Origin of the sequence: Pseudomonas sp. FP2196 (genome assembly GCF_030687715.1) — a bacterium.
In the GTDB taxonomy this organism is placed as follows: domain Bacteria; phylum Pseudomonadota; class Gammaproteobacteria; order Pseudomonadales; family Pseudomonadaceae; genus Aquipseudomonas.
This window is the reverse complement of sequence record NZ_CP117445.1, coordinates 4463117-4483602: the sequence shown is the minus strand read 5'-3', so window position 1 is coordinate 4483602 and position 20486 is coordinate 4463117. Positions and strand designations below refer to the sequence as shown.

Below are 20486 nucleotides of genomic sequence, written 5' to 3'. Positions count from 1 at the left end.
GTTGAAATGGGAGACAACCACGATGGATTTCTATACCGCTGCGACCCCGAATAGCCAAGTCATGCCGATCCGATGAGCCTGACTATGCGGTCACTCAGTCTGTTGGCGCTGTGCTGTTTCAGTTCCATTTCGTTCGCCGCCGATGTGCCCGGCAGTCAGGATCTGCAGATCGTGCCGCGTCTGGCCGATGCGCAAATCGTCGACTATCGCCCACCCGTGGAGCTGGAGCGAATCTACCCGCTGGGCTCGATTCGCAAGATCAGCGGCCAGTTGCGCTTTGACGGTCAAGTCACTGCCCGTGGCCAGACTACCTCGGTCACTTACGAGTTGCCGGCCGAACATTCCGCCACCGAAGCCTTCACCGCCGCCCGCGAGGCCCTGCAAAAGCAGGATGCCGAGTTGCTGTTCTGGTGTCAGGCGCGCGACTGTGGCGAAAGCAGTCTGTGGGCTAATGAGGTGTTCGGTAATGCCAAGCTGTATGGCTCCGACGAGCAACAGGCCTATCTGTTGCTGAGGTTGGCGGCACCGAAGGACAACACACTGGTGGCGCTCTACAGCATCACGCGCGGCAATCGCAAAGCCTATCTGCATGTCGAACAGTTCGATGCGGGTGCGCCATTGGGCGAGTTGCTGCCGACTTCGGCGACCTTGTTGCGCCAGCTCAAAAGCACCGGCGAGCTGGATTTCCCCAAACTCGTCAATGATCCGGATGACACCTGGCTGCGCTTGATTTCCCGTGGCTTGAACCTCGATACCACGCAGCGAGTCACGCTGTCCGGCCCTAAAGCCGAGGCCTGGCGCCAGGCGCTGATCAATCAGGGCGTACGCGCGGCGCGGATGGAAACCGGCAATGTCGACGGCGTTGGCCTGCGCATTGATCTGTTGCGATAAGCTCTGGCGGGCGAGCATGCGCGGCATGTTCGCCTATTCTTGGCCTGAATGACTTTCGAGACCTTACATGCTCAATAACGATCGACTGCTGGTGCAGATCCTGCTGCTGGTGCTGTTTGGCGCCAGCCTGTGGGTGATGGCGCCGTTCTGGTCGGCGCTTTTCTGGGGGGCGGTGCTGGCGTTTGCCAGTTGGCCGCTGATGCGTCTTTTGACCCGGCTGCTCAATGGTCGTGAGTCGCTGGCTGCCGCGATTCTGACGTTGGGTTGGATGTTGCTGGTGGCGGCGCCGCTGGTCTGGCTGGGGTTCAATCTGGCCGATCATGTGCGCGATGCCACGGCCTTTATCAAGGATGTGCAGGTTGATGGTCTGCCGGAGGCGCCAGCCTGGCTGGGCGGTGTGCCGCTTGTAGGTGGGCGGCTGGTCGGGATCTGGAACAGCATCGATCAGCAGGGCGCGGCGTTGATGGTGTCGATCAAGCCTTATCTGGGGCAGGTCGGTAACTGGTTGCTGGCACGCAGTGCACAGATCGGCGGCGGCATCCTTGAACTGACGCTGAGCATTGTCTTTGTGTTCTTTTTCTATCGCGACGGGCCGCGTCTGGCGGCGTTCGTGCACGGTCTGCTGGAGCGTTTGATCGGCGATCGTGCCGGGTACTACATCGAGTTGGTTGCCGGAACGGTGCAGCGGGTGGTCAACGGGGTGATTGGTACGGCGGCGGCGCAGGCGGTTTTGGCGTTGATCGGGTTTTTGATTGCCGGGGTGCCGGGTGCATTGGTGTTGGGGATTGTGACCTTTCTCCTGAGTCTGATTCCGATGGGGCCACCGTTGGTCTGGGTACCGGCAACGGCATGGCTGGCGTGGAAGGGTGAGTATGGGATGGCGGTGTTTCTCGGGATCTGGGGGACGTTCATCATCAGTGGTGTGGATAACGTGCTGAAGCCTTATCTGATCAGTCGTGGCGGGAATTTGCCGTTGGTGATTGTGTTGCTTGGGGTGTTTGGCGGGTTGCTTGCGTTTGGGTTTATCGGGTTGTTTATCGGGCCTACGCTTTTGGCTGTTGCTTATAGTTTGTTGACGGATTGGAGTAAGAGTCAGGCTCGGGTTGAGGATCGCCGTTAGGGTTTTTGATTGGGAGCATATCCGTTGTTGCGGGTGTTGCGGCTGGCGGTTCCGCCCTTACGGCGGGTCACTTTGGCAAACGCCCCAAAGTAACCAAAGGTCTTTACCCTGACGTTCGGCCCTCGCCGTGGCTCGGGTTCCTTCGCTGCGGGATTGATCCGGGGGCATCGCCTCCGGTTTGCTGCGCTGCACCTCCTCTCGATGTGTTTGGCTTCGCCAAACGGTCGCTGCGCTCCCACCCCCGGATCAATCCCTCCACTCAGCCTGCCGACGGGCTCCGAGATCAAGATCAAGAGCGGTACTCGAGCTTGCGCTCATTGTGTTGAGTGGGGCAGCCTTTTTGGTTACTTTTTTCTGGGCCGGCATTCCGGGCGTCTGGAAAAAGTGACCCGCCGTAAGGGCGGAACCCTAAGCAGCCGTTACCGCAGCAACGGATATGCCCCCCCCAACCCCCCCTCACACACATGCAAGAACCGCCAAACGCCACGATCTGTTGATCTTGCTAATAATTCAAAAAGCAAAATCAAAAGATCGCAGCCTCGTTCCACTCGACAGCTCCTACAGTAGGCGGGTTACGTAGCGATGTTGAGGTACTTGCCCACCGGCGCCGCATTGTCGAGCGAGTACTGCTTGCTCAAGTTGGCAATCATGCGGTTCAACGCTTCAGAGCTGGTCTGGGCACTGGCGGTCTGCTCTTCGTCAGGACGTTCACGCCCCGCCTGCAGAGCCGCTTTCAATTCATCGCTGCTGACGTCACCGCTGCTGTCGCTATCCAGAACCTTGAGCAGTGCGGCGCTGGTGTCGGTGCTGGCTGTCGAGGTGCTGTCGCTGGCCTGCAACACGCTGCTGAGTTCGGTCGCGGTTACGCTGCCGTCACCATCGGCATCAAGCTGGCTGAACAGTTCATCGCTGTTCACTTGTGGCGGAGGCGGTGGCGGCGGGGTCAGGCTGGCGGTGAGTTCGTCCTGGCTGACGACGCCGTCTTCGTTCTTGTCCAGCGCCGAGAAGATTTCGTTGCTGTCGGCGGTGCTGCCGGCGCTGGTCAGGCCGGTGCTCAGTTCGTCGCTGCTGATGGCACCGTCGCCGTCGGTGTCGAGTGCGCTGATCAGTGCGTCGGCCAGGTCGGTGTTGGGCGCTTGATCGCGTGGCGGTGGGGGCGCCATGGCGGTCATTTCTTCTGCGCTCAGGCTGCCGCTGCCGTCGCTGTCCAGATCGCCGAACTGTTTGCTCAGGTTGACCAGCAGGCCGTCGTCGGACTTTTGAGACAGGGCGCTGTTCAGTTCGTCCTGATCCACCGCGCCGTCGCCGTTGCTGTCGAGTTTGGCGAACAGTTCTTTTTGCAGTTGCTGGCTGCGGGCGTTTTGCGTGGTGGTGCTGCTGGTGCTGGTATAGCTCGTGTAGTTGCTGACGCTACCGATCATCGGACTCACTCCCTGGAATGGAAAGCCGGTGGGTGTACCGGCTTATGCAGCCTCAAGGCGTAAGTTGTCGTGGGTATGTGGTGTTTGTACCGATTGGTACACAGATGGGTTCTCAGGGGCGGGGCAAACGGATAATTGCCGTCAGGCCGCCACCCGGTGTTTCTTCCAGGTTCAATTGCCCGCCCAAGCGCTGCGCTGCCTCGCGGGCGATGGTCATGCCCAAGCCCACGCCACCGGAATTGCGGTTGCGCGAACCTTCCAGGCGATAGAACGGTTCGAACACCGCCTCGCGCTTGTCCTCGGCAATCCCCGGCCCGTGGTCGATCACGCGGATCAGCAGTTGCTCGCGCTGATCCTGCAATTCAATGCGCGCCTGCCCGGCATAGCGCAGGGCATTGTCCATCAGGTTGTTGATGCACGAACGCAGCGCCATCGGCTGCACCTGCATCGGTGCGCAATGGCCGTTGACTTGCGCGTCAGCGCCTTGATCCTGAGCGTTTTCGCACAACGATTCGACCAGCGCCTGCACGTCCATCAGTTGCAGCGCTTCGCTGGTACGTTGTTCGTGCAGGTAGGTGAGGGTGGCGTCGAGCATGCCGATCATGTCGTTCAGATCCTGACGCATCTGGCTTTGCAACTTGTCGTCGCTGATGTTTTCCAGACGCAGTTTCAGGCGTGACAGCGGTGTGCGCAGATCGTGGGAGACGGCGCCGAGCATGCGTGCGCGCTGTTGAACCTGTTCGCGAATGCGCTGCTGCATCAGGTTGAAGGTGTGCGCCGCTTGCCTGGCTTCGCGCGGCCCGGATTCGTCGAGCGGTGGGCTGTCGAGGTCTTCGCTGAGGCGTTCGGCGGCGTTGCTCAAGCGCTGGATCGGCCGACTCAGCAGTTTGGCGCCGTACCACGCGGCAATTATCAGCGAGACAAACTGAAACGTCAGCGGCACGATCGGCCCGCCAAACCACGGGCGAGGCGGGCGTGGCGGGTATCGCGGATCCTGGGGCGGGCGTTGCCCCTCGGCGTTCTGGGAAAATTCCGGTGGCGGCGGAGGTGGTGGCGGGCCGTAGAGGCGAAACCAGGTAAACGCCAGCAGGTGCGCCAGGACGATCGCCGCGAACAGCATGCCAAACAGGCGGCCGAACAGCGTGTCGAAGCGCGCTCGCATCAGCCGATGTCCCTGGCGTCGAACAGGTAACCCTCACCGCGAACGGTCTTGATCAACTGCGGGGCTTTTGGATCGTCGCCGAGTTTCTGTCGCAGGCGCGAGACCAGCAGGTCGATACTGCGGTCGAACGCTTCGATCGAGCGCCCGCGGGCGGCGTCGAGCAATTGTTCGCGGCTGAGCACTCGGCGCGGGCGTTCGATGAAAACCCAAAGCAAGCGGAATTCGGCGTTGGACAGGGGCACCACAAGGCCATTGTCGGCGATCAGTTGGCGCAGGACGCTGTTCAGGCGCCAGTTGTCGAAACGAATGTTCGCCCGCTGTTCGGTGCGATCATCGCGTACGCGGCGCAGGATGGTTTGAATCCGCGCCACCAGTTCGCGCGGTTCAAATGGTTTGGCCATGTAGTCATCAGCGCCCAGTTCCAGGCCGATGATGCGGTCAGTGGGTTCGCAACGGGCCGTGAGCATCAGGATCGGGATGTCCGATTCGGCGCGTAGCCAACGGCAGAGCGACAAGCCGTCTTCGCCTGGCAGCATCAGATCCAGCACCACCACATCGAAATGCTCGGCCTGCATTGCCTGGCGCATCGCTGCGCCGTCGGTGACGCCGCTGGCGTGAATGTTGAAACGCGCGAGGTAGTCGATCATCAACTCGCGGATTGGCACGTCATCGTCGACGATCAGGGCCCGGATGCTCCAGCGCTTGTCGTCTTTTTGCTCATCATTCACGGTGGTTTGGTTGTTGTGCATGGGGCTGTTTATCTGCCAGTAGGCCGCCAACCACAAAGATGGGCTGCGAGGTGGTAGTTTCAGCATAGGCGTCCGGCGGTGAGGCGGGAAGTGCTGATGTAAGGACGTGTTGCGGCTGGCGAGGCTAGCGCGGGTGCTTGTTGGTGGCGTGTCGGTTGTGTATCGGAGTCGACACAATATCAGCGAGCGCTATGCTGATCACGGTTGGCGCGACGATTTACCGATCATCGGGTGCCGCGCCGCCGCCGGTTCCGCTACAATGCGCGCCGATTTCGACCTGCCTGAGAGCCCATCCATGTCCGTCTGCCAGACTCCTATCATCGTCGCCCTGGATTTCCCCACCCGTGACGCCGCACTGAAGCTGGCCGACCAGTTGGACCCGAAACTGTGCCGGGTCAAAGTGGGCAAGGAACTGTTCACCAGTTGCGCCGCGGAAATCGTCGGCACCCTGCGTGACAAGGGTTTTGAAGTGTTTCTCGACCTGAAATTCCACGACATCCCGAACACCACTGCGATGGCCGTCAAAGCCGCTGCCGAGATGGGGGTGTGGATGGTCAACGTGCATTGCTCCGGTGGCATGCGCATGATGGCAGCCTGCCGTGAAGAGCTGGACAAGCGCAGTGGCCCACAGCCGCTGCTGATCGGCGTGACGGTGCTGACCAGCATGGAGCGCGAGGATCTGGCCGGTATCGGTCTGGATATCGAACCGCAAGAGCAGGTTTTGCGTCTGGCGGCACTGGCCGAGAAGGCTGGGATGGACGGACTGGTGTGCTCGGCACTGGAAGCCCAGGCCCTGAAAACCGCACATCCGTCGCTGCAACTGGTGACCCCGGGGATTCGTCCGGCGGGCAGCGCGCAGGACGACCAGCGTCGCATTCTGACCCCGCGTCAGGCGCTGGATGCCGGTTCCGATTACCTGGTGATCGGCCGTCCGATCAGTCAGGCGGCGGATCCGGCCAAGGCGTTGGCCTCGGTTGTGGCCGAGATCGCCTGACCGAACACCGCAAACCTGCAGGAGTGAGCCTGCTCGCGATAGCGGTGTATCAATCGACGATGATGTTGACTGACACACCGCTATCGCGAGCAGGCTCACTCCCGCATTTGTTTTGCGGTGGCTTTAGACCTTCAGCACCAACTTCCCAAAGTTCTCACCGCTGAACAGTTTCATCAGCGTCTCCGGGAATGTCTCCAGTCCTTCAACGATGTCTTCCTTGCTCTTGAGTTGCCCCTTGGCCATCCAGCCGGCCATTTCCTGCGCGGCACTGGCGTACTGCGCCGCATAGTCCATCACCACAAAACCTTCCATGCGCGCACGATTGACCAGCAACGACAAATAGTTGGCCGGGCCTTTCACCGCCTCTTTATTGTTGTACTGGCTGATGGCGCCGCAGATCACCACCCGGGCTTTCGGGGCCAGGCGACTCAGCACCGCATCGAGAATGTCGCCGCCGACGTTATCGAAATACACGTCCACACCTTTGGGACATTCACGCTTGAGCCCGGCCAGCACGTCTTCGTTTTTGTAGTCGATGGCGCCGTCAAAGCCCAGTTCATCTATCAGGTATTTGCTCTTGTCGGCACCGCCGGCAATGCCGACCACCCGGCAGCCTTTGATCTTGGCGATCTGCCCGGCAATACTGCCCACCGCACCGGCCGCGCCGGAAAGCACCACGGTGTCACCAGCCTTTGGTGCACCGACGTCGAGCAAGGCGAAGTAGGCGGTCATGCCGGTCATGCCCAGCGCGGACAAATACACCGGAAGCGGCGCCAGTTTCGGATCGACTTTGTAGAAACCTCGCGGCTCGCCGAGGAAATAATCCTGTACGCCGATCGCGCCGTTGACGTAGTCCCCGACCGCGAACCCAGGATTGTTCGAAGCGACGACTTTGCCTACGCCCAGTGCGCGCATGACTTCGCCGATGCCGACCGGCGGGATGTAGGACTTGCCCTCATTCATCCAGCCACGCATGGCCGGGTCGAGGGACAGGTATTCGTTCTTGACCAGAATCTGTCCCGCCGCCGGTTCGCCCACCGGTACTTCCTGATAAGTGAAAGTCTCGCGGGTCGCAGCGCCCACCGGGCGTTTGGCGAGCAGGAACTGGCGATTGGTCTGGTTGGTCATGGCAGGCACTCGATGTGAATGAAGCCTTGTTGATAGACCTTCAGCGGCGATGTCGCAAGGTTGGCTGATGCGGCGAATGCATTCCAATCCAGTGCGGTGATAGTTGTTGGTGGGGTTCTATCACTGCGACGCATGGGGGCATAAACAGTCTTCTGATAGTGCTGACGTCCGTCCAAACCCAATGGCTATGCTGCAAGTCTCAAACTCTCTCCCTGCATCATTCCCTTCGAGGACATAACAATGAGCATGACGTTTTCCGGTCAGGTTGCCGTAGTCACCGGAGCTGCCAACGGCATCGGCCGTGCGACCGCCCAGGCGTTCGCCGCCGAAGGCTTGAAAGTGGTGGTGGCGGATCTCGACGCGGCCGGGGGCGAGGGTACGGTGGCGCTGATTCGTACAGCCGGTGGCGAAGCGACTTTCGTGCGTTGCAACGTTACCGTCGAAAGCGAAGTAAAAAATCTGATGGACGAGGTGATCAACACCTACGGCCGTCTCGACTATGCCTTCAACAATGCCGGTATCGAAATCGAGAAAGGCAAACTGGCCGAAAGCTCGATGGATGAGTTCGACGCCATCATGGGCGTCAACGTCAAAGGCGTCTGGCTGTGCATGAAGTATCAATTGCCGCTGTTGCTGGTGCAGGGCGGCGGGGCTATCGTCAACACCGCATCGGTGGCGGGGCTCGGGGCGGCGCCGAAGATGAGCATTTACGCGGCGTCGAAACACGCGGTGATCGGTCTGACCAAGTCGGCCGCCATCGAGTACGCGAAAAAGAAAATCCGCGTCAATGCGGTGTGCCCGGCCGTGATCGACACCGATATGTTCCGCCGTGCCTATGAGGCCGACCCGAAGAAGGGCGAGTTCGCCAACGCCATGCACCCGGTAGGCCGCATCGGCAAGGTCGAGGAAATTGCCAGTGCAGTGTTGTACCTGTGCAGCGACGGCGCGGCATTCACCACCGGTCATTCGCTGGCGGTGGATGGCGGCGTGACTGCGTTCTGAAAGTTTTTGCTTGAAAGAGCCCGCATTCGTACGGGCTTTTTTTTGCGCCGCTTTCAGTTCCCTTAAACGGCTAAACAATGTGTATCAAAGGATTAGATCGGTCGCTTTTGGCGGCGTTGTCGCACAGCCTGTGCGACGTGGCTGTGATTTACTGCCGCCAGCAAAACGGACAGGAGTTTGCTTGCTCATGGAATTGAGAATTGATCGACAGGCAATGGTGCCGGTCGTGCAGCAGATTGTTGACGGACTGACTGACTGGATACTGCAAAGCGGAGTACCCCCGGCCACCCGTTTGCCCTCCGTTCGGCAAATCGCCCGGGGCAACCTGCTCAGCCAGTCGTGTGTTGTTGAGGCTTGTGAGCGGTTGGTGTCGCAGGGTGTTCTGAGCACACGTCAGGGTGCTGGTTTTATCGTGGCAGCGTCGCCTTTCAGGGAGGGTGCGGAGGACGAGTTGCTGTCAATCGAGGGGCGACATGCCTGGTGCGATGCGGTGTGCGGCACAACAAGCGGCTTGAAACTCGGCGGTGGTGGATTGCCGCAGAGCTGGCGCGAGCCCGACGATCTCAGCTACGCATTGCGTGAAGTGGCGCGTACCGACATGGCCAGTCTGTTTAACTACAGCACGCCATTGGGCCTCGCGGCGTTGCGCGAGCAGATTGTCAAACGCCTCAACCTCTTCAGTATCGAGGCCCGCAGCACGCAGTTGTTGAGCACATGTGGTGCCAGTCACGCGCTGGATCTGATCGTCCGTACGTTGTTCAAGGCCGGCGACTGCGTGGTGGTCGAGACGCCCGGTTATGCGCCGCTGTTCGACCTTTTGCGCTTGCATGGCGTGCGCATGCTCGAAGTGCGTCGTACGCCCAGCGGGCCGGATCTCGAAGCGCTCGAGGTTTTGCTGCAGCAGTTTCAGCCCGGCGCATTCTTCATCAACAGCCATCATCACAATCCCACCGGCAGTTGCCTGACGCCGGCGGTGGCTCAGCGGGTCATGCAACTGAGCAAACTCTACGATGTGCACCTGATCGAAGACGATGTCTACGCTGACCTGCACACTGGTAACGGTACGCGGCTGGCCGCGCTGGATGACGACGGGCGGGTTATCTATGTGGGCAGTTTTTCCAAGACACTGAGTAGTTCGTTGCGGGTCGGTTTTGTGAAGGCCGACAGTAAGCTGATTGAACGGCTGGCTCAGGTGAAGATGATCAGTGGCCTGGGAGGCTCGAGGTTTTCCGAGGCGGTGTTGACCAGCCTGTTGGCGACTGGTGCTTACCGTAAACTCGTACAGCGTCAGCGGCAGCGCCTGAATGCCGATCGCGCCGCCGCGCTGCAGGCGTTGGAGGACGCCGACTGGGAAGTATTCGGCAAGCCGACTGGCGGGCTGTTCATCTGGGCTCGTTCACGAATGACCGATCAGGCACAGGTGTATCGGCTGGCTCAACGTTGCGGCGTATTGCTGTCGACCCCTGATGCCTTCAGTCCCAATGGCGAGGCCGGCGATTGGCTGCGCATCAACGTGGCTTACGCCTGCGATCCGCGTGCCCGACAGTTTTTTCGCAATACCCGTTCGGATCGACCTCAAGTGTTCTGAAAACGACGCAGGCGTAGCTTTTTGCCATTATTCCGACGCCAGAGACTTGTGCTGGTTCATGGCCATTGCGACTCTTCGTCAACAGACTTTGGCAGGGGACTACGCGCAATGATTTCAGCCGTGCAAGGACGTTTTGCCAACCTCGGTATGGCGAAAAAACTGGGAATCGGGTTTGTACTGGTTTTGCTGCTGACCGCGCTGGTGGCGGCCATTGGCGTCTGGTCCCTGCAAACCATCAGTCTGCGCTTCGACGGGCTGAAACAGATGTCCTCGCTCAATAGCAGCCTGCTCAAGGTTCGCCTGCTTGAGCAGGAATACGCCTTGCGCGGTAACCCGAAAACAGCCGATGCCTTGCGCGAAGGTGTGGATGGTTTGATGGCTCAGGCCAACGCGCTCAAGGCGCAATCGCCGGCCAACGTGCCGGTAATGACCGATGTCGAGCAATCGCTGAGTGCCTATCGCAAGTCGTTCGATGAGTTCGTCTCGTTGACCCAGGCCAAGGAACTGGCTTTGGAAATGGCCAGTTGGTCGGTCTCCAGTGTGGCCAACAACCTCGACGTGTTGCAGGCCGGGTTGGCCGATGACGGTGCGTATACCTTGAAGGACAGCGAGGGCAAGGACGGTGCGCAGTTCATCGAGCAGGCCAATCAGGTCAGTCAGGTGTCGAGGTTGATGCTGCAAGCGATGAATGAGGCGCGGGTTCGTCTGGATCAAAGCCGCAAGGGCGATGCCGACAGTGCGGGCAAGGGCAATATCGAACAGGCCGCCCAGGCACAGACTCAAGCCGAAGAGTTGAAATCCACGGTCAAGGATGAGGGTTATCTGACGGTGCTTAATGAGGTCTCCGGGCACATCGCCGGCTTCAACGACAAACTGGCCGAGTACACCGGGTTGCTGGATCAGGAAAAGACGGTGTACGAACAATTGCACCAGCGTGCTGCGCAAGTAGTGAAGAGGGTCGATCAGGCTTACGTTGCCGAAGACGCCGCCATGCAGGCGGAACTGAAAAAGAATTCTGTGTTGATTGTGGGCTCTTCGGCGCTGGCACTGCTGGTCGGGTTGATTGCGGCGTGGGTGATTACTCGATTGATCGTCGCACCGTTGCGCAGTGTGATCACTGTTGCGCAGCGGATTGCGGCCGGGGATCTGAGCGCGACTGTCGAGGTGACCCGGCGTGACGAGATTGGCCAGTTGATGTTGGCTATGCAGCAGATGGGCGCAGGCCTCAGCACTATTGTCAGCGGCTTGCAGGCCGGTATCGAACAACTGGCCAGTTCTGCGCAATCACTGTCGGCAGTGACCGAACAGACCAATCTTGAGGTCAGCAGTCAGAAGGAGGAAACCGATCAGGTGGCGACGGCGATGAATCAGATGACCGCCACCGTTCATGATGTTGCGCGCAACGCTGAAGAGGCGGCGTTGGCGGCGCAGACCGCGGACGACAAGGTCGAGAGCGGTCAGCAGGTGGTGCGCCAGAGCATGGCGCGGATCGAACAGCTGGCGGACTCGGCGACGTCGGCCAGTTCGAGCATCGAGAGTCTCAGTGCTGAAATCCAGAATATCGGTACGGTGCTGGAGGTGATCAAAAGCGTGGCCGAGCAGACCAATCTGTTGGCGTTGAATGCGGCGATCGAGGCGGCGCGGGCGGGGGAGCAGGGCAGGGGCTTTGCGGTGGTGGCGGATGAGGTTCGTGCGCTGGCCAGACGCACGCAGCAATCGACCGAGGAGATCGAGCGATTGGTCAGTGCCTTGCGCTCAGCGGCGCATTCGTCGGTGCAGCAGATTCAGAGCAGTGGTGAGTTGGTGAAGTTGGCGGTGAGTGATGCGTTGCAGACGGAAAGTGCGTTGGGGAGTATTGCGGCGGCGGTTTCGTTGATTCAGCAGATGAATCAGCAGATTGCGGCGGCTGCCGAGGAGCAGAGTTCGGTGGCCGAGGAGATCAATCGCAGTGTGACGAGTATTCGCGCGAGTGCGGATCAGTCTTCGATTGCGATGCGCGGTAATGCGGCTTCGAGTATTGAGCTGGCGCAGTTGGGGGGGGAGTTGCGGGGGATGGTTGGGCATTTTCGGCTTTGATTGAGCCTTGGCGGCCTGTGGGTCGACACATGCTGTGGTTGGTAGGGGGGGCATATCCGTTGCTTCGGGTGCTGCCGCTCTTACATCGCTTCCGGTTTGCTTCGCTGCACCTCCTCTCGGTGTGTTCGACTTCGTCGAACGGCCGCTGTGCTCCCACCCCCGGATCAATCCCTCCGCTCATCCTGCCCACGGGCGCTCTAGATCAAGAGCGTTACTCGAGCTGACGCTCATTGTGTCGAGTGTGGCGGCATGCGCCGCGTGTGGGGTGTACTCATTTCCTTGTGGGAGCTGGCTTGCGAGCGATGGCGGACTGTCAAACAACCCACCTCTTTCAGTCTTCTCCAATCACCCGCTACAAAAAAGCCACCTCTCGGTGGCTTCTCTTTGAGCATCTGCAATCAGTCGTAGATCGCTTTCTTCTTCCAGTCTGCATCGGCTTCAACATCTTTGAGCCCTGCAGTCAGTTGGTTTTCTTCACCTTCAACCGGTGCAATTTTGTCCATGACCTGGGCGTTGGCGCGGGCCAGCAGTTTTTCCAGGTATTGCAGTTGTTCGGAGTAGATTTGCGGGTCCTGCTGTTTGCGCAGGTATTGCACGCCGCGTTCGAAGGCGAGGCGGGCCTGGCCGGGCTGGTTTTGTTGCAGGGACTGCTGGCCGAGGTTGTTGAAGAACTCGATGTGCAGCAGGACCAGAATGTGGCGGACTTCACGCACCCAGTGCTTGGCTTCGTTCGGTGGCAGGAAGCCGTCGTGGGCGGCGCGGGTGATCTGGCCGTGGAGGGCTTCGAGGAGGAAGCGTACGTCTTTGGCTTTGGCTTCGGTCAGTATCGGTGCCGGCGGGTTGTTGACCGGGATCGATTCGCCCTGGGCTACCAGTGTGTTCAGTTCGCTGATGCGTGCCTTGGTGGTCGCGCTGGTTTTCTCAAGGTTCAACAGACGCTGGCAGACATTCAGTTCCAGGCGGGTCAACAGTAGCTTGAGTGCCGGGGTCATGAACTGGCCGGGGAAGGTCTCGGTCAGTTCGCCGCAGCGGCGCAGGCGGTCGTTGAGTTCGACCTTGGTACGGATCTTCTCTACCTTGTTGTTTTCCACCACATGGTTCATGTAGCCAATGGCGATCAGAATTGCGATCCCGGCTATGACAAGCAGGGTGATCATGAGTGGTGTCACCGGTAAGACCTCTTTATAGGGTTCGCATGCGAGTGTAGTGGCTGGGCATTTATGCGCCTAGCGCCGCTCGACGAGTTGAATCGGCTTGTTCAATCTGTATCGGCTGCTTGCTGCTTATATGAATGCTGGCGCTTGATATGCAGATTGCCATCACGCCGGGGTGGACTATAACGCCTTGGTGACTGCCGGAATATAGGCGTCAATCGTCGGGCGACGGAAAAGCCCGATTGCTCCTGTAAAGCAGGTCGAAGTCATTGATTTAAATAAATTTATATCAGGGGGTTGACGACCTCTCAATCCATCCATAGAATGCGCGCCACTTACAGCGTAAAGCACACAGCGAAACGCGGTAGGGAGTGAATGTTGTAGTGTGTCCCCTTCGTCTAGTGGCCTAGGACACCGCCCTTTCACGGCGGTAACAGGGGTTCGAGTCCCCTAGGGGACGCCAATGCGGGAATAGCTCAGTTGGTAGAGCACGACCTTGCCAAGGTCGGGGTCGCGAGTTCGAGTCTCGTTTCCCGCTCCATTTTTAAACAGCACTGCTTTCGGGCGGGGCTGAGTGAAACCAGAATCAAGTCTTCGGATGCGGATCTGGACACCGAAACACACACCATGTGTTCCGGGTAGCGTGTCCCCTTCGTCTAGTGGCCTAGGACACCGCCCTTTCACGGCGGTAACAGGGGTTCGAGTCCCCTAGGGGACGCCATTGCGGGAATAGCTCAGTTGGTAGAGCACGACCTTGCCAAGGTCGGGGTCGCGAGTTCGAGTCTCGTTTCCCGCTCCAATTTCACAAAAACGCCGCTCAGTCATGAGCGGCGTTTTTGTATGCGTCTGTTTTTTGATTTGCTGATCGATTCAATATAAAAGGCCCGCCGATGAGAATCGGCGGGCCTTTTGCGTTGCAGGAAAGTTACCAGGACAGCATTAGTCGACCGGCAAACAGAATCAGTACGACGCCCATGGTGCGTTCGAACCAATGGCCCATGCGCATGAACAGCAAGCGCACTTTGTTGCTGGAGAAAAACAATGCAACGATCACGAACCACAACGCGTTTACAAAACACATCCACAAGCCATAAAGCGCCTGTATTTGCAGCGGCGTGCTGGCGCTGATGATCGTGGTGAAGATCGCCAGAAAAAACAGTGTGGCTTTAGGGTTGGTGGCATTGGTCAGAAAACCGGTACTGAAGGCTTTGAAAAGGGTTTGCTCAGCGACCGGTTCGTCCTTGGTTTTGTCGCCCTCGAGCGTCGATTTCGGTTTGCTGCGCAGCAGGCTGACACCCAGGTACAAGATATAAGCGCCGCCAATCACCTTGGCGACAGTTAACAACCAAGGCGTTGTATGCATCAGAGCTCCGACGCCAAGCAGGGTGTAGAGCACGTGCACGGAAATGCCCGCGCCGATGCCCAGCGCCGTGCAAATGCCCACCAATCGGCCAAACCGTACACTCTGGCGAATGGTGACCGCGAAATCCGGTCCGGGGGCGACCACGGCCAGAAAGTGAATGGTGGCCAGCGCCAGAAACTCGCCCAGGTAGTTCGATAACATCTCAGCTCCAGAAGGTCAGGGGTGAAGCATTGCCGCGATAGCCGACAAAAAAGGAAAGGCTCAAGCGCGGATCCGCCACGCCCGGGGTCACCGAGTGCATGCAGCGCGAATTGAACATGATGAAGTCACCGGGTTCGGGGCGTATTTCAAGGGTCGGCGGGCCGAGGAGTTCCGGATCGATGCCGTAACTGTCACCTCGCATCTCGTCGAACTGATCCGGAGAAATATCGTCGTCCCACATTTGCAAGGCGCCGCCCTCGGTCGGCATGTTCAGGTACACGTTGCAGGCAAATTGTGCTTCGAGGCTGCGGGCCTGAAAGCTCTCCGGTGCGTCCTTGGCGAAAATGTCGTGATGCGCGAGGAAGCACACGCCGGGTTTGACGACGCGTGACAGACCGACATACATCTTGCGGCCATAAAGGTTTTCCAGATGCGCGCCGGCCGGCCAGGATTCATCGAGCATGCAGCGCAGGGTGTCCACCGGCGAGGAGTAGGGCGCACAGCGATTACGCAATTCGGCGATATTGCTGGTGGCGCGTTCGAAGTAATCCTCGATCAGCAGCGGCTGGTTCTCCGCTTCATAAAACGCCATGCCGATGCGGCCGATACTCGGTGCGTTGATGTAGCCCTCAAAGCCTGGAGCGAGAATCTTGTCGCCAATCTGGATTGCCAGCGGCTGGGGCAAAAAGCCTTTGACGCGGATGGCGAGGACTTCTTCGTTGGCCAGTTTTTTTATGCACGTCTCATCGAGACGCTCGACGTCTAGCATCATTTTTTTAGGTCCATCTATCGATAGTCAACGGAACCGGCGAGCGCGGTTCCCCGGCGCCGGACGCCGCGCAGGGCGGCGTCCGAAATGCTCAATCCACGCGGTAGTGGACGGACAACGTGCCCTTCTTCTGCGAAAGGGACGCGATCGTGACTGTGCCCAAATCCTTCAGGCTGCGTACATGGGTGCCGCCACAGCCATAGGCTGGAAGCTCACCAAAACCGATTTCCCGCGCGCCTTCGCGTAGCGAGATCAGGCGCGGCAGATCGTGTTCGATCCACTGGTCGATGCCGTGTTGAACGGTTTGTGCATCAACTTCTTGAGCCGCATCGCCCGGCTTGAATTGCACCCGACCTTCGTCCGGCCAGTGGTGCGCCTTGATCGGCATCCAGCCCATGGCCTGGATGAAATGCCCGATCAGGTGCCCGGCCGAATGCATGCGGGTGTTGAAGCAGCGGCGTTCTTCATCGACGCGGATCATGGTCATGCCTGGCTCTACCGGTCGGTCGACGAAATGAATGATCCGATCCGGCTCTTGTACAACGCGCAGCACCTGGCTTTCGCCAATCCAGCCGGTGTCGCAGGGTTGGCCGCCACCTTGCGGATGAAACAGGGTGGCGCGCAGCACCACGGCAAATTCGTTCTCGTAGGGCGTGCAGTCGAGGACTTCCACATTGGCCTTGAGGTCATCACTATGGAAAAAGAGGCGAAGCGTCATATTCCATGCCCTTATTAAAGTTTCTATTTTTATTATATGAATCGTGCAATAACGTGATAATCCGTTCAAACATCAAAGGACTTGTGCGCTGTGAGCATCAATCTTCCCTTGCCACTGCTGGGCGAAATGGCGATTTTCGTCAAAGTCGTGGAGACCGGCAGCTTCTCTGAAGCGGCTCGCCAACTGGGTTCGTCGCCGTCGGCAGTCAGTCGCAGTATTTCGCGACTGGAAAAGGCCTTGGCCACGCGCTTGTTGCAGCGCACTACGCGCAAGTTACGTCTGAGTGATGGCGGGGAAGAGGTTTTCAAGCGCTGTCAGGAGATGGTCAGCGCTGCCAAGTCAGTGATGGAAATCAGCGGCCAATTCACCCATGAAGCCGAGGGCCTGGTGCGGGTCAGCGTGCCGAAAGCGGTTGGACGTTTCGTCATTCATCCACACATGCCGGAGTTTTTGCGGCGTTATCCCAAGGTCGATGTGGAGTTGCTGCTGGAAGATCGGCAGGTCGATTTGATTGACGACCATGTCGATCTGGCCATTCGAATTACTGATCGGCCGCCAGCGGGATTGGTCGGGCGGCAATTGCTGACCATTGATCATTTGCTCTGCGCCACGCCGCAATACCTGGCCGAACACGGCACGCCGACCCATCCTCACGATTTGCTCAATCACAGCTGCATTTATCTGGGTGAAACCCCGAGCGATGCTCGCTGGAAATTCAAGAAAGGCAGCAAGGCGGTGACTGTGGGGGTGCGTGGTCGATATGCCGCCAACCATACCGGCGTGCGTCTGGGGGCAGTGTTGCAACACATCGGCATTGGTAGCTTGCCGTATTTCACTGCGCGCTATGCGCTGGAGCAAAAGCGGGTGGTGCAGGTGTTGCCGGACTGGACGTTCCTGGCTTCCTACTACGGCGGGCTGTGGCTGTTGCATTCACCGACGCGCTATCTACCGCCGAAGCTGCGAGTGTTTATCGACTATCTGGTGGAGTGTCTGGAGAAAGAGCCGACCTTGAGCAAACCAGGGAAGGCAGGTAATACGAGTAATGCCGCGATGGCGTACGAACTGCCGGAGAGCGAGGGTTTGCTTTAAAAGCCAAAGACCAAAAAAAGGCCCGCATGAATAATCATGCGGGCCTTTTCATTACTCGGTGAGTATCAGTGTTTGCTGTCCTGAGCGGACATCGCCAACAACTGCTTTTCCTGATTCCAATCGAACGGTTCATCGTTCTGTTCAGCTTCAAAACGACGTTCTTCCAGCGCCTGATACATGTCGATTTCTTCATCGGCCAGGTAGTGCAGGCAGTCGCCGGCGAAGAACCACAGCAGATCCCGCGGGATCAAGTGGGCAATTTGCGGGTAACGGGTAATCACTTGAGTCAGGATGTCCTGGCCCAGGTATTGGCTTTCGATCGGATCGATCGGCAATGACGCCAGCAGTTCGTCGAAGCGCTCCAGGAACAAGGCATGGCTTTCTTCGGGAACCTGTTCGGCCTCACCTACGGCGACCAGGATACTGCGCAGGTGGTCGAGCAAAACGAGATGATCGGCAACGACGTTGGACACGAGATAAGTCCTCAAGAGCAAAACGGGCGCGGGAGTATAAAGCGCCCGCGCCCATTTTTCACAAATAAACAGCTATACGGCTATCAGGATCAGCGGACTTTGCCTTCCGCCAGCGCCAACTCCTCTTTGTCGAAATCATCGACATCGATCACCTTGCGCCGCGCCGCTTCGGCATCACGCAGGCTCTGTGCTTCCAGCGGTTGCAGCACCCCTGCCTCCAAAGCCGCATCGATGGCGTGTTCGCCGGCGGCCGGTTTGACCTGACCGCTTTTCAGCGCGGTATGCAGTTTTTTATGCAGCGGTTGCGCAGCGTTCAGCAAGTCGCTGGCGTGTTGCAAGGCGCCCACTGCATCGTCTGCTGATTGCGGGCGATAGCAGCCGGCAAGCAGTTCTTCCAGGGCCGGATCACCCTTGGCACGGCCAATGACACCTGCGACCTCGGCACCGAGTTTGTCCGATGGGCCTTTGTGACGACGACCGAACGGGAACACGATAACCCGCAGCGCACAACCGAAGACTTTGTTCGGGAAATTGCTCAGCAGCTCATCCAGTGCCCGTTCCGACTGGCCGAGGCTTTCTTCCATGGCCCAGCGGAACAGCGGCTCCATGTACGCCGGCGAATCCAGATCGTGATAACGCTTGAGCGCGGCCGAGGCCAGATACAGGTTGCTCAGCACATCGCCCAGACGTGCCGACAGGCGTTCGCGGCGTTTCAATTCGCCACCCAGCAGCATCATGCTGAAGTCGGCCAGCATGGCGAACGCCGCGGCTTGACGGTTGAGAGCACGGAAATAGCCTTGGCTGATTTTGTCGCCCGGTGCGTGCTCGAAATGGCCGAACCCAAGGTTCAACACCAGCGTACTGGCGGCATTACCCACGGCGAAGCCGATGTGCTTAAGCAGCAAGCCGTCGAACTCTTTCAGCGCCTGATCCTTGTCCTCGCGACCGGCGAGGGCCATTTCCTTGAGCACGAACGGATGACAGCGAATGGCGCCCTGACCGAAGATCATCAGGTTGCGCGACAGAATGTTCGCACCTTCCACGGTGATGAAAATCGGCGCACCGTTCCAGCTGCGCCCAAGGTAGTTATTCGGGCCCATGATGATCGCCTTGCCACCGTGCACATCCATGGCGTGGCTGATGCACTCGCGACCGCGTTCGGTGAGGTGGTACTTGAGGATTGCCGACAGCACCGACGGTTTCTCGCCCAGATCCACCGCGTTGGCGGTGAGCATCCGTGCGGCGTCCATCATCCAGGCGTTGCCGCCAATGCGCGCCATCGCCTCCTGAATACCTTCGAACGCCGACAGCGGCACATTGAACTGCTCGCGAATCTGCGCATATTGCCCGGTCACCAGGCTGGTGAACTTGGCTGCGCCAGTGCCGACCGCCGGGAGCGAGATCGAACGCCCGACCGACAGGCAGTTCATCAGCATCATCCAGCCTTTGCCGAGCATCTCCTGGCCACCGATGAGGTAGTCCAGCGGGATGAACACGTCTTTGCCCGAGTTCGGGCCGTTCATGAACGCGGCGCCCAGCGGCAGGTGCCGACGGCCGATTTCCACGTCCGCGGTATCGGTCGGAATCAGCGCCAGGCTGATGCCGAGGTCTTCCTTGTCGCCCAGCAGGTGATCCGGGTCATACGCTTTGAAGGCCAGGCCGAGCAGGGTGGCCACCGGGCCGAGGGTGATGTAGCGCTTTTCCCAGTTCAGGCGCAGACCGAGGACTTCCTGACCCTCCCACTGACCTTTGCAGATGATCCCTGTGTCGGGCATCGCGCCGGCGTCGGAACCCGCGAGCGGGCCGGTGAGGGCGAAGCACGGGATGTCATCGCCACGGGCCAGCCGCGGCAGATAGTGATTGCGTTGCTCGTCGGTGCCGTAGTGCAACAGCAACTCGGCCGGGCCTAGCGAGTTGGGCACCATGACTGTGGAAGCGAGATCGCCGCTGCGGGTGGCGAGTTTCATCGCTACTTGCGAGTGGGCGTAGGCAGAGAAGCCTTTACCACCGAATTCCTTGGGAATGATCAGGGCGAAGAAGCCGTGTTCCTTGATGTGCGTCCACGCTTCTGGGGGCAGATCCATCGACTGGCCGATCTGCCAGTCAGTGACCATCGCACAGAGTTCTTCGGTCGGGCCGTCGATAAAGGCCTGCTCTTCTTCGCTCAATTGCACCTTGGGATAGGACAGCAGTTTGTCCCAGTCCGGACGGCCGCTGAACAGTTCACCGTCCCACCAGACCGTGCCGGCATCGATCGCGTCGCGTTCGGTCTGCGACATCGGCGGCAGGGTTTTCTGGAACCAGTTGAACAGCGGCGCAGTGAAGTGTTTACGACGCAGGTCGGGCAGCAAAAGTGGCGCGGCAACCACCGCCAGGACGACCCAGAACACCAGCAGCAGCCAGCCCGGCGCGTGACTGAAGATCCCCATGGCCAGCAGGTAGACGGCAACGATGCCCAACGCGGGCAGCGGGGCGATGCGCCGGTGGGCGAGATACGCCACGCCAACGATCAAAACCAGTATCCACAACAACAGCATATTTCAGTCCTCCGTGAACCAAGGCAAATCGACCCTCCAGAGCTTAGACGG

The 20486-nt window shown here is 59.2% G+C and carries 17 protein-coding genes, 4 tRNA genes and 1 pseudogene; 12 read left to right on the top strand and 10 right to left on the bottom strand.

Translation table 11 applies throughout. The features are described 5' to 3' along the window. Positions 1 to 84: 84 nt before the first annotated feature. Both PSH79_RS20045 and PSH79_RS20040 read left to right on the top strand, forming a co-directional pair. Complete coding sequence (locus PSH79_RS20045; RefSeq protein WP_305439180.1) at positions 85 to 891, top strand: DUF4892 domain-containing protein; 807 nt, start codon at positions 85 to 87, stop codon at positions 889 to 891. Positions 892 to 958: 67 nt separating this feature from the next. After that, positions 959 to 2011, top strand: coding sequence for an AI-2E family transporter (locus PSH79_RS20040; protein WP_305439179.1), 1053 nt, complete (start codon positions 959 to 961; stop codon positions 2009 to 2011). 572 nt (positions 2012 to 2583) lie between these two features. Here the strand turns inward: PSH79_RS20040 and xopAW are convergent. From xopAW to PSH79_RS20025, 3 genes are all read right to left on the bottom strand, one after another. Continuing rightward, complete coding sequence (xopAW, locus tag PSH79_RS20035) at positions 2584 to 3432, bottom strand: XopAW family type III secretion system calcium-binding effector (protein ID WP_305439178.1); 849 nt, start codon at positions 3430 to 3432, stop codon at positions 2584 to 2586. 112 nt (positions 3433 to 3544) lie between these two features. Beyond that, positions 3545 to 4594 (bottom strand): cell wall metabolism sensor histidine kinase WalK, encoded by a 1050-nt coding sequence (locus PSH79_RS20030; RefSeq protein WP_305439177.1) that lies wholly within the window; start codon positions 4592 to 4594, stop codon positions 3545 to 3547. Next, on the bottom strand, positions 4594 to 5343 hold the full coding sequence (locus PSH79_RS20025) for a response regulator (protein ID WP_187677829.1): 750 nt from the start codon (positions 5341 to 5343) through the stop codon (positions 4594 to 4596). The genes PSH79_RS20030 and PSH79_RS20025 overlap by 1 nt, the downstream gene beginning before the upstream one ends. 295 nt (positions 5344 to 5638) lie before the next feature. Between PSH79_RS20025 and pyrF the strand changes: the two genes are divergently transcribed. Beyond that, on the top strand, positions 5639 to 6337 hold the full coding sequence (gene pyrF, locus PSH79_RS20020; protein ID WP_187677828.1) for an orotidine-5'-phosphate decarboxylase: 699 nt from the start codon (positions 5639 to 5641) through the stop codon (positions 6335 to 6337). Between the two features lie 123 nt (positions 6338 to 6460). On the opposite strand, the gene PSH79_RS20015 is transcribed toward pyrF, so the two are convergent. Next, the gene (locus PSH79_RS20015; RefSeq protein ID WP_305439175.1) at positions 6461 to 7465 is read right to left on the bottom strand and encodes an NADP-dependent oxidoreductase; all 1005 of its coding nucleotides are present in this window, start codon (positions 7463 to 7465) and stop codon (positions 6461 to 6463) included. A 240-nt stretch (positions 7466 to 7705) separates the two neighbouring features. Here PSH79_RS20015 and PSH79_RS20010 point away from each other — a divergent pair, with 240 nt between their 5' ends. The 4 genes and pseudogenes from PSH79_RS20010 to PSH79_RS28220 all read left to right on the top strand — a co-directional run bounded on the left by PSH79_RS20010 (position 7706) and on the right by PSH79_RS28220 (position 12131). Continuing rightward, on the top strand, positions 7706 to 8467 hold the full coding sequence (locus PSH79_RS20010) for an SDR family oxidoreductase (RefSeq protein ID WP_305439174.1): 762 nt from the start codon (positions 7706 to 7708) through the stop codon (positions 8465 to 8467). Between the two features lie 187 nt (positions 8468 to 8654). Beyond that, on the top strand, positions 8655 to 10055 hold the full coding sequence (locus PSH79_RS20005) for a PLP-dependent aminotransferase family protein (RefSeq protein ID WP_305439172.1): 1401 nt from the start codon (positions 8655 to 8657) through the stop codon (positions 10053 to 10055). A 108-nt stretch (positions 10056 to 10163) separates the two neighbouring features. After that, a pseudogene (locus tag PSH79_RS28225) lies at positions 10164 to 11222 on the top strand (methyl-accepting chemotaxis protein); the annotation flags it as partial. 27 nt (positions 11223 to 11249) lie between these two features. Beyond that, positions 11250 to 12131 (top strand): methyl-accepting chemotaxis protein, encoded by an 882-nt coding sequence (locus tag PSH79_RS28220; RefSeq protein WP_370872675.1) that lies wholly within the window; start codon positions 11250 to 11252, stop codon positions 12129 to 12131. A gap of 398 nt (positions 12132 to 12529) precedes the next feature. On the opposite strand, the gene PSH79_RS19995 is transcribed toward PSH79_RS28220, so the two are convergent. Further along, positions 12530 to 13288 (bottom strand): hypothetical protein, encoded by a 759-nt coding sequence (locus PSH79_RS19995; RefSeq protein WP_305439169.1) that lies wholly within the window; start codon positions 13286 to 13288, stop codon positions 12530 to 12532. A 384-nt stretch (positions 13289 to 13672) separates the two neighbouring features. Between PSH79_RS19995 and PSH79_RS19990 the strand changes: the two genes are divergently transcribed. The 4 genes from PSH79_RS19990 (at position 13673) to PSH79_RS19975 (ending at position 14084) form a co-directional block, all read left to right on the top strand. Beyond that, positions 13673 to 13748, top strand: a tRNA-Glu gene (locus PSH79_RS19990). Positions 13749 to 13750: 2 nt separating this feature from the next. Next, a tRNA-Gly gene (locus PSH79_RS19985) sits at positions 13751 to 13826 on the top strand. A gap of 104 nt (positions 13827 to 13930) precedes the next feature. Beyond that, positions 13931 to 14006 (top strand) — tRNA-Glu (locus tag PSH79_RS19980). A gap of 2 nt (positions 14007 to 14008) precedes the next feature. Continuing rightward, positions 14009 to 14084 (top strand) — tRNA-Gly (locus tag PSH79_RS19975). A gap of 126 nt (positions 14085 to 14210) precedes the next feature. On the opposite strand, the gene PSH79_RS19970 is transcribed toward PSH79_RS19975, so the two are convergent. The 3 genes from PSH79_RS19970 to PSH79_RS19960 all read right to left on the bottom strand — a co-directional run bounded on the left by PSH79_RS19970 (position 14211) and on the right by PSH79_RS19960 (position 16336). Next, positions 14211 to 14849 carry a LysE family translocator gene (locus PSH79_RS19970; protein ID WP_305439168.1) on the bottom strand — a complete coding sequence of 213 codons (639 nt, stop codon included), beginning with the start codon at positions 14847 to 14849 and terminating at the stop codon, positions 14211 to 14213. 1 nt (position 14850) lies between these two features. Continuing rightward, on the bottom strand, positions 14851 to 15621 hold the full coding sequence (locus PSH79_RS19965; RefSeq protein WP_305439167.1) for a 2OG-Fe(II) oxygenase: 771 nt from the start codon (positions 15619 to 15621) through the stop codon (positions 14851 to 14853). A gap of 88 nt (positions 15622 to 15709) precedes the next feature. Continuing rightward, a complete protein-coding gene (locus PSH79_RS19960) occupies positions 15710 to 16336 on the bottom strand; it encodes an alanyl-tRNA editing protein (protein ID WP_305439166.1) in 627 nt (208 codons plus the stop codon). 90 nt (positions 16337 to 16426) lie between these two features. Between PSH79_RS19960 and PSH79_RS19955 the strand changes: the two genes are divergently transcribed. Then, positions 16427 to 17425, top strand: a complete 999-nt coding sequence (locus PSH79_RS19955) for a LysR family transcriptional regulator (protein WP_305439165.1) — start codon at positions 16427 to 16429, stop codon at positions 17423 to 17425. A 65-nt stretch (positions 17426 to 17490) separates the two neighbouring features. Here the strand turns inward: PSH79_RS19955 and PSH79_RS19950 are convergent, their stop codons facing one another. Continuing rightward, positions 17491 to 17898 (bottom strand): PA2817 family protein, encoded by a 408-nt coding sequence (locus tag PSH79_RS19950; protein ID WP_305439164.1) that lies wholly within the window; start codon positions 17896 to 17898, stop codon positions 17491 to 17493. 89 nt (positions 17899 to 17987) lie between these two features. Continuing rightward, positions 17988 to 20435, bottom strand: a complete 2448-nt coding sequence (locus PSH79_RS19945; RefSeq protein ID WP_305439163.1) for an acyl-CoA dehydrogenase — start codon at positions 20433 to 20435, stop codon at positions 17988 to 17990. Positions 20436 to 20486 lie beyond the last annotated feature (51 nt).

What these genes read in the sequence shown, in the direction of transcription:
- PSH79_RS20045 (WP_305439180.1), top strand. Translation starts at nt 85, where the DNA reads ATGCGGTCACTCAGTCTGTTGGCGCTGTGCTGTTTCAGTTCCATTTCG.
- PSH79_RS20040 (WP_305439179.1), top strand. Translation starts at nt 959, where the DNA reads ATGCTCAATAACGATCGACTGCTGGTGCAGATCCTGCTGCTGGTGCTG.
- xopAW (WP_305439178.1), bottom strand. Translation starts at nt 3,432, where the DNA reads ATGATCGGTAGCGTCAGCAACTACACGAGCTATACCAGCACCAGCAGC.
- PSH79_RS20030 (WP_305439177.1), bottom strand. Translation starts at nt 4,594, where the DNA reads ATGCGAGCGCGCTTCGACACGCTGTTCGGCCGCCTGTTTGGCATGCTG.
- PSH79_RS20025 (WP_187677829.1), bottom strand. Translation starts at nt 5,343, where the DNA reads ATGCACAACAACCAAACCACCGTGAATGATGAGCAAAAAGACGACAAG.
- pyrF (WP_187677828.1), top strand. Translation starts at nt 5,639, where the DNA reads ATGTCCGTCTGCCAGACTCCTATCATCGTCGCCCTGGATTTCCCCACC.
- PSH79_RS20015 (WP_305439175.1), bottom strand. Translation starts at nt 7,465, where the DNA reads ATGACCAACCAGACCAATCGCCAGTTCCTGCTCGCCAAACGCCCGGTG.
- PSH79_RS20010 (WP_305439174.1), top strand. Translation starts at nt 7,706, where the DNA reads ATGAGCATGACGTTTTCCGGTCAGGTTGCCGTAGTCACCGGAGCTGCC.
- PSH79_RS20005 (WP_305439172.1), top strand. Translation starts at nt 8,655, where the DNA reads ATGGAATTGAGAATTGATCGACAGGCAATGGTGCCGGTCGTGCAGCAG.
- PSH79_RS28220 (WP_370872675.1), top strand. Translation starts at nt 11,250, where the DNA reads ATGTTGGCTATGCAGCAGATGGGCGCAGGCCTCAGCACTATTGTCAGC.
- PSH79_RS19995 (WP_305439169.1), bottom strand. Translation starts at nt 13,288, where the DNA reads ATGATCACCCTGCTTGTCATAGCCGGGATCGCAATTCTGATCGCCATT.
- PSH79_RS19970 (WP_305439168.1), bottom strand. Translation starts at nt 14,849, where the DNA reads ATGTTATCGAACTACCTGGGCGAGTTTCTGGCGCTGGCCACCATTCAC.
- PSH79_RS19965 (WP_305439167.1), bottom strand. Translation starts at nt 15,621, where the DNA reads ATGATGCTAGACGTCGAGCGTCTCGATGAGACGTGCATAAAAAAACTG.
- PSH79_RS19960 (WP_305439166.1), bottom strand. Translation starts at nt 16,336, where the DNA reads ATGACGCTTCGCCTCTTTTTCCATAGTGATGACCTCAAGGCCAATGTG.
- PSH79_RS19945 (WP_305439163.1), bottom strand. Translation starts at nt 20,435, where the DNA reads ATGCTGTTGTTGTGGATACTGGTTTTGATCGTTGGCGTGGCGTATCTC.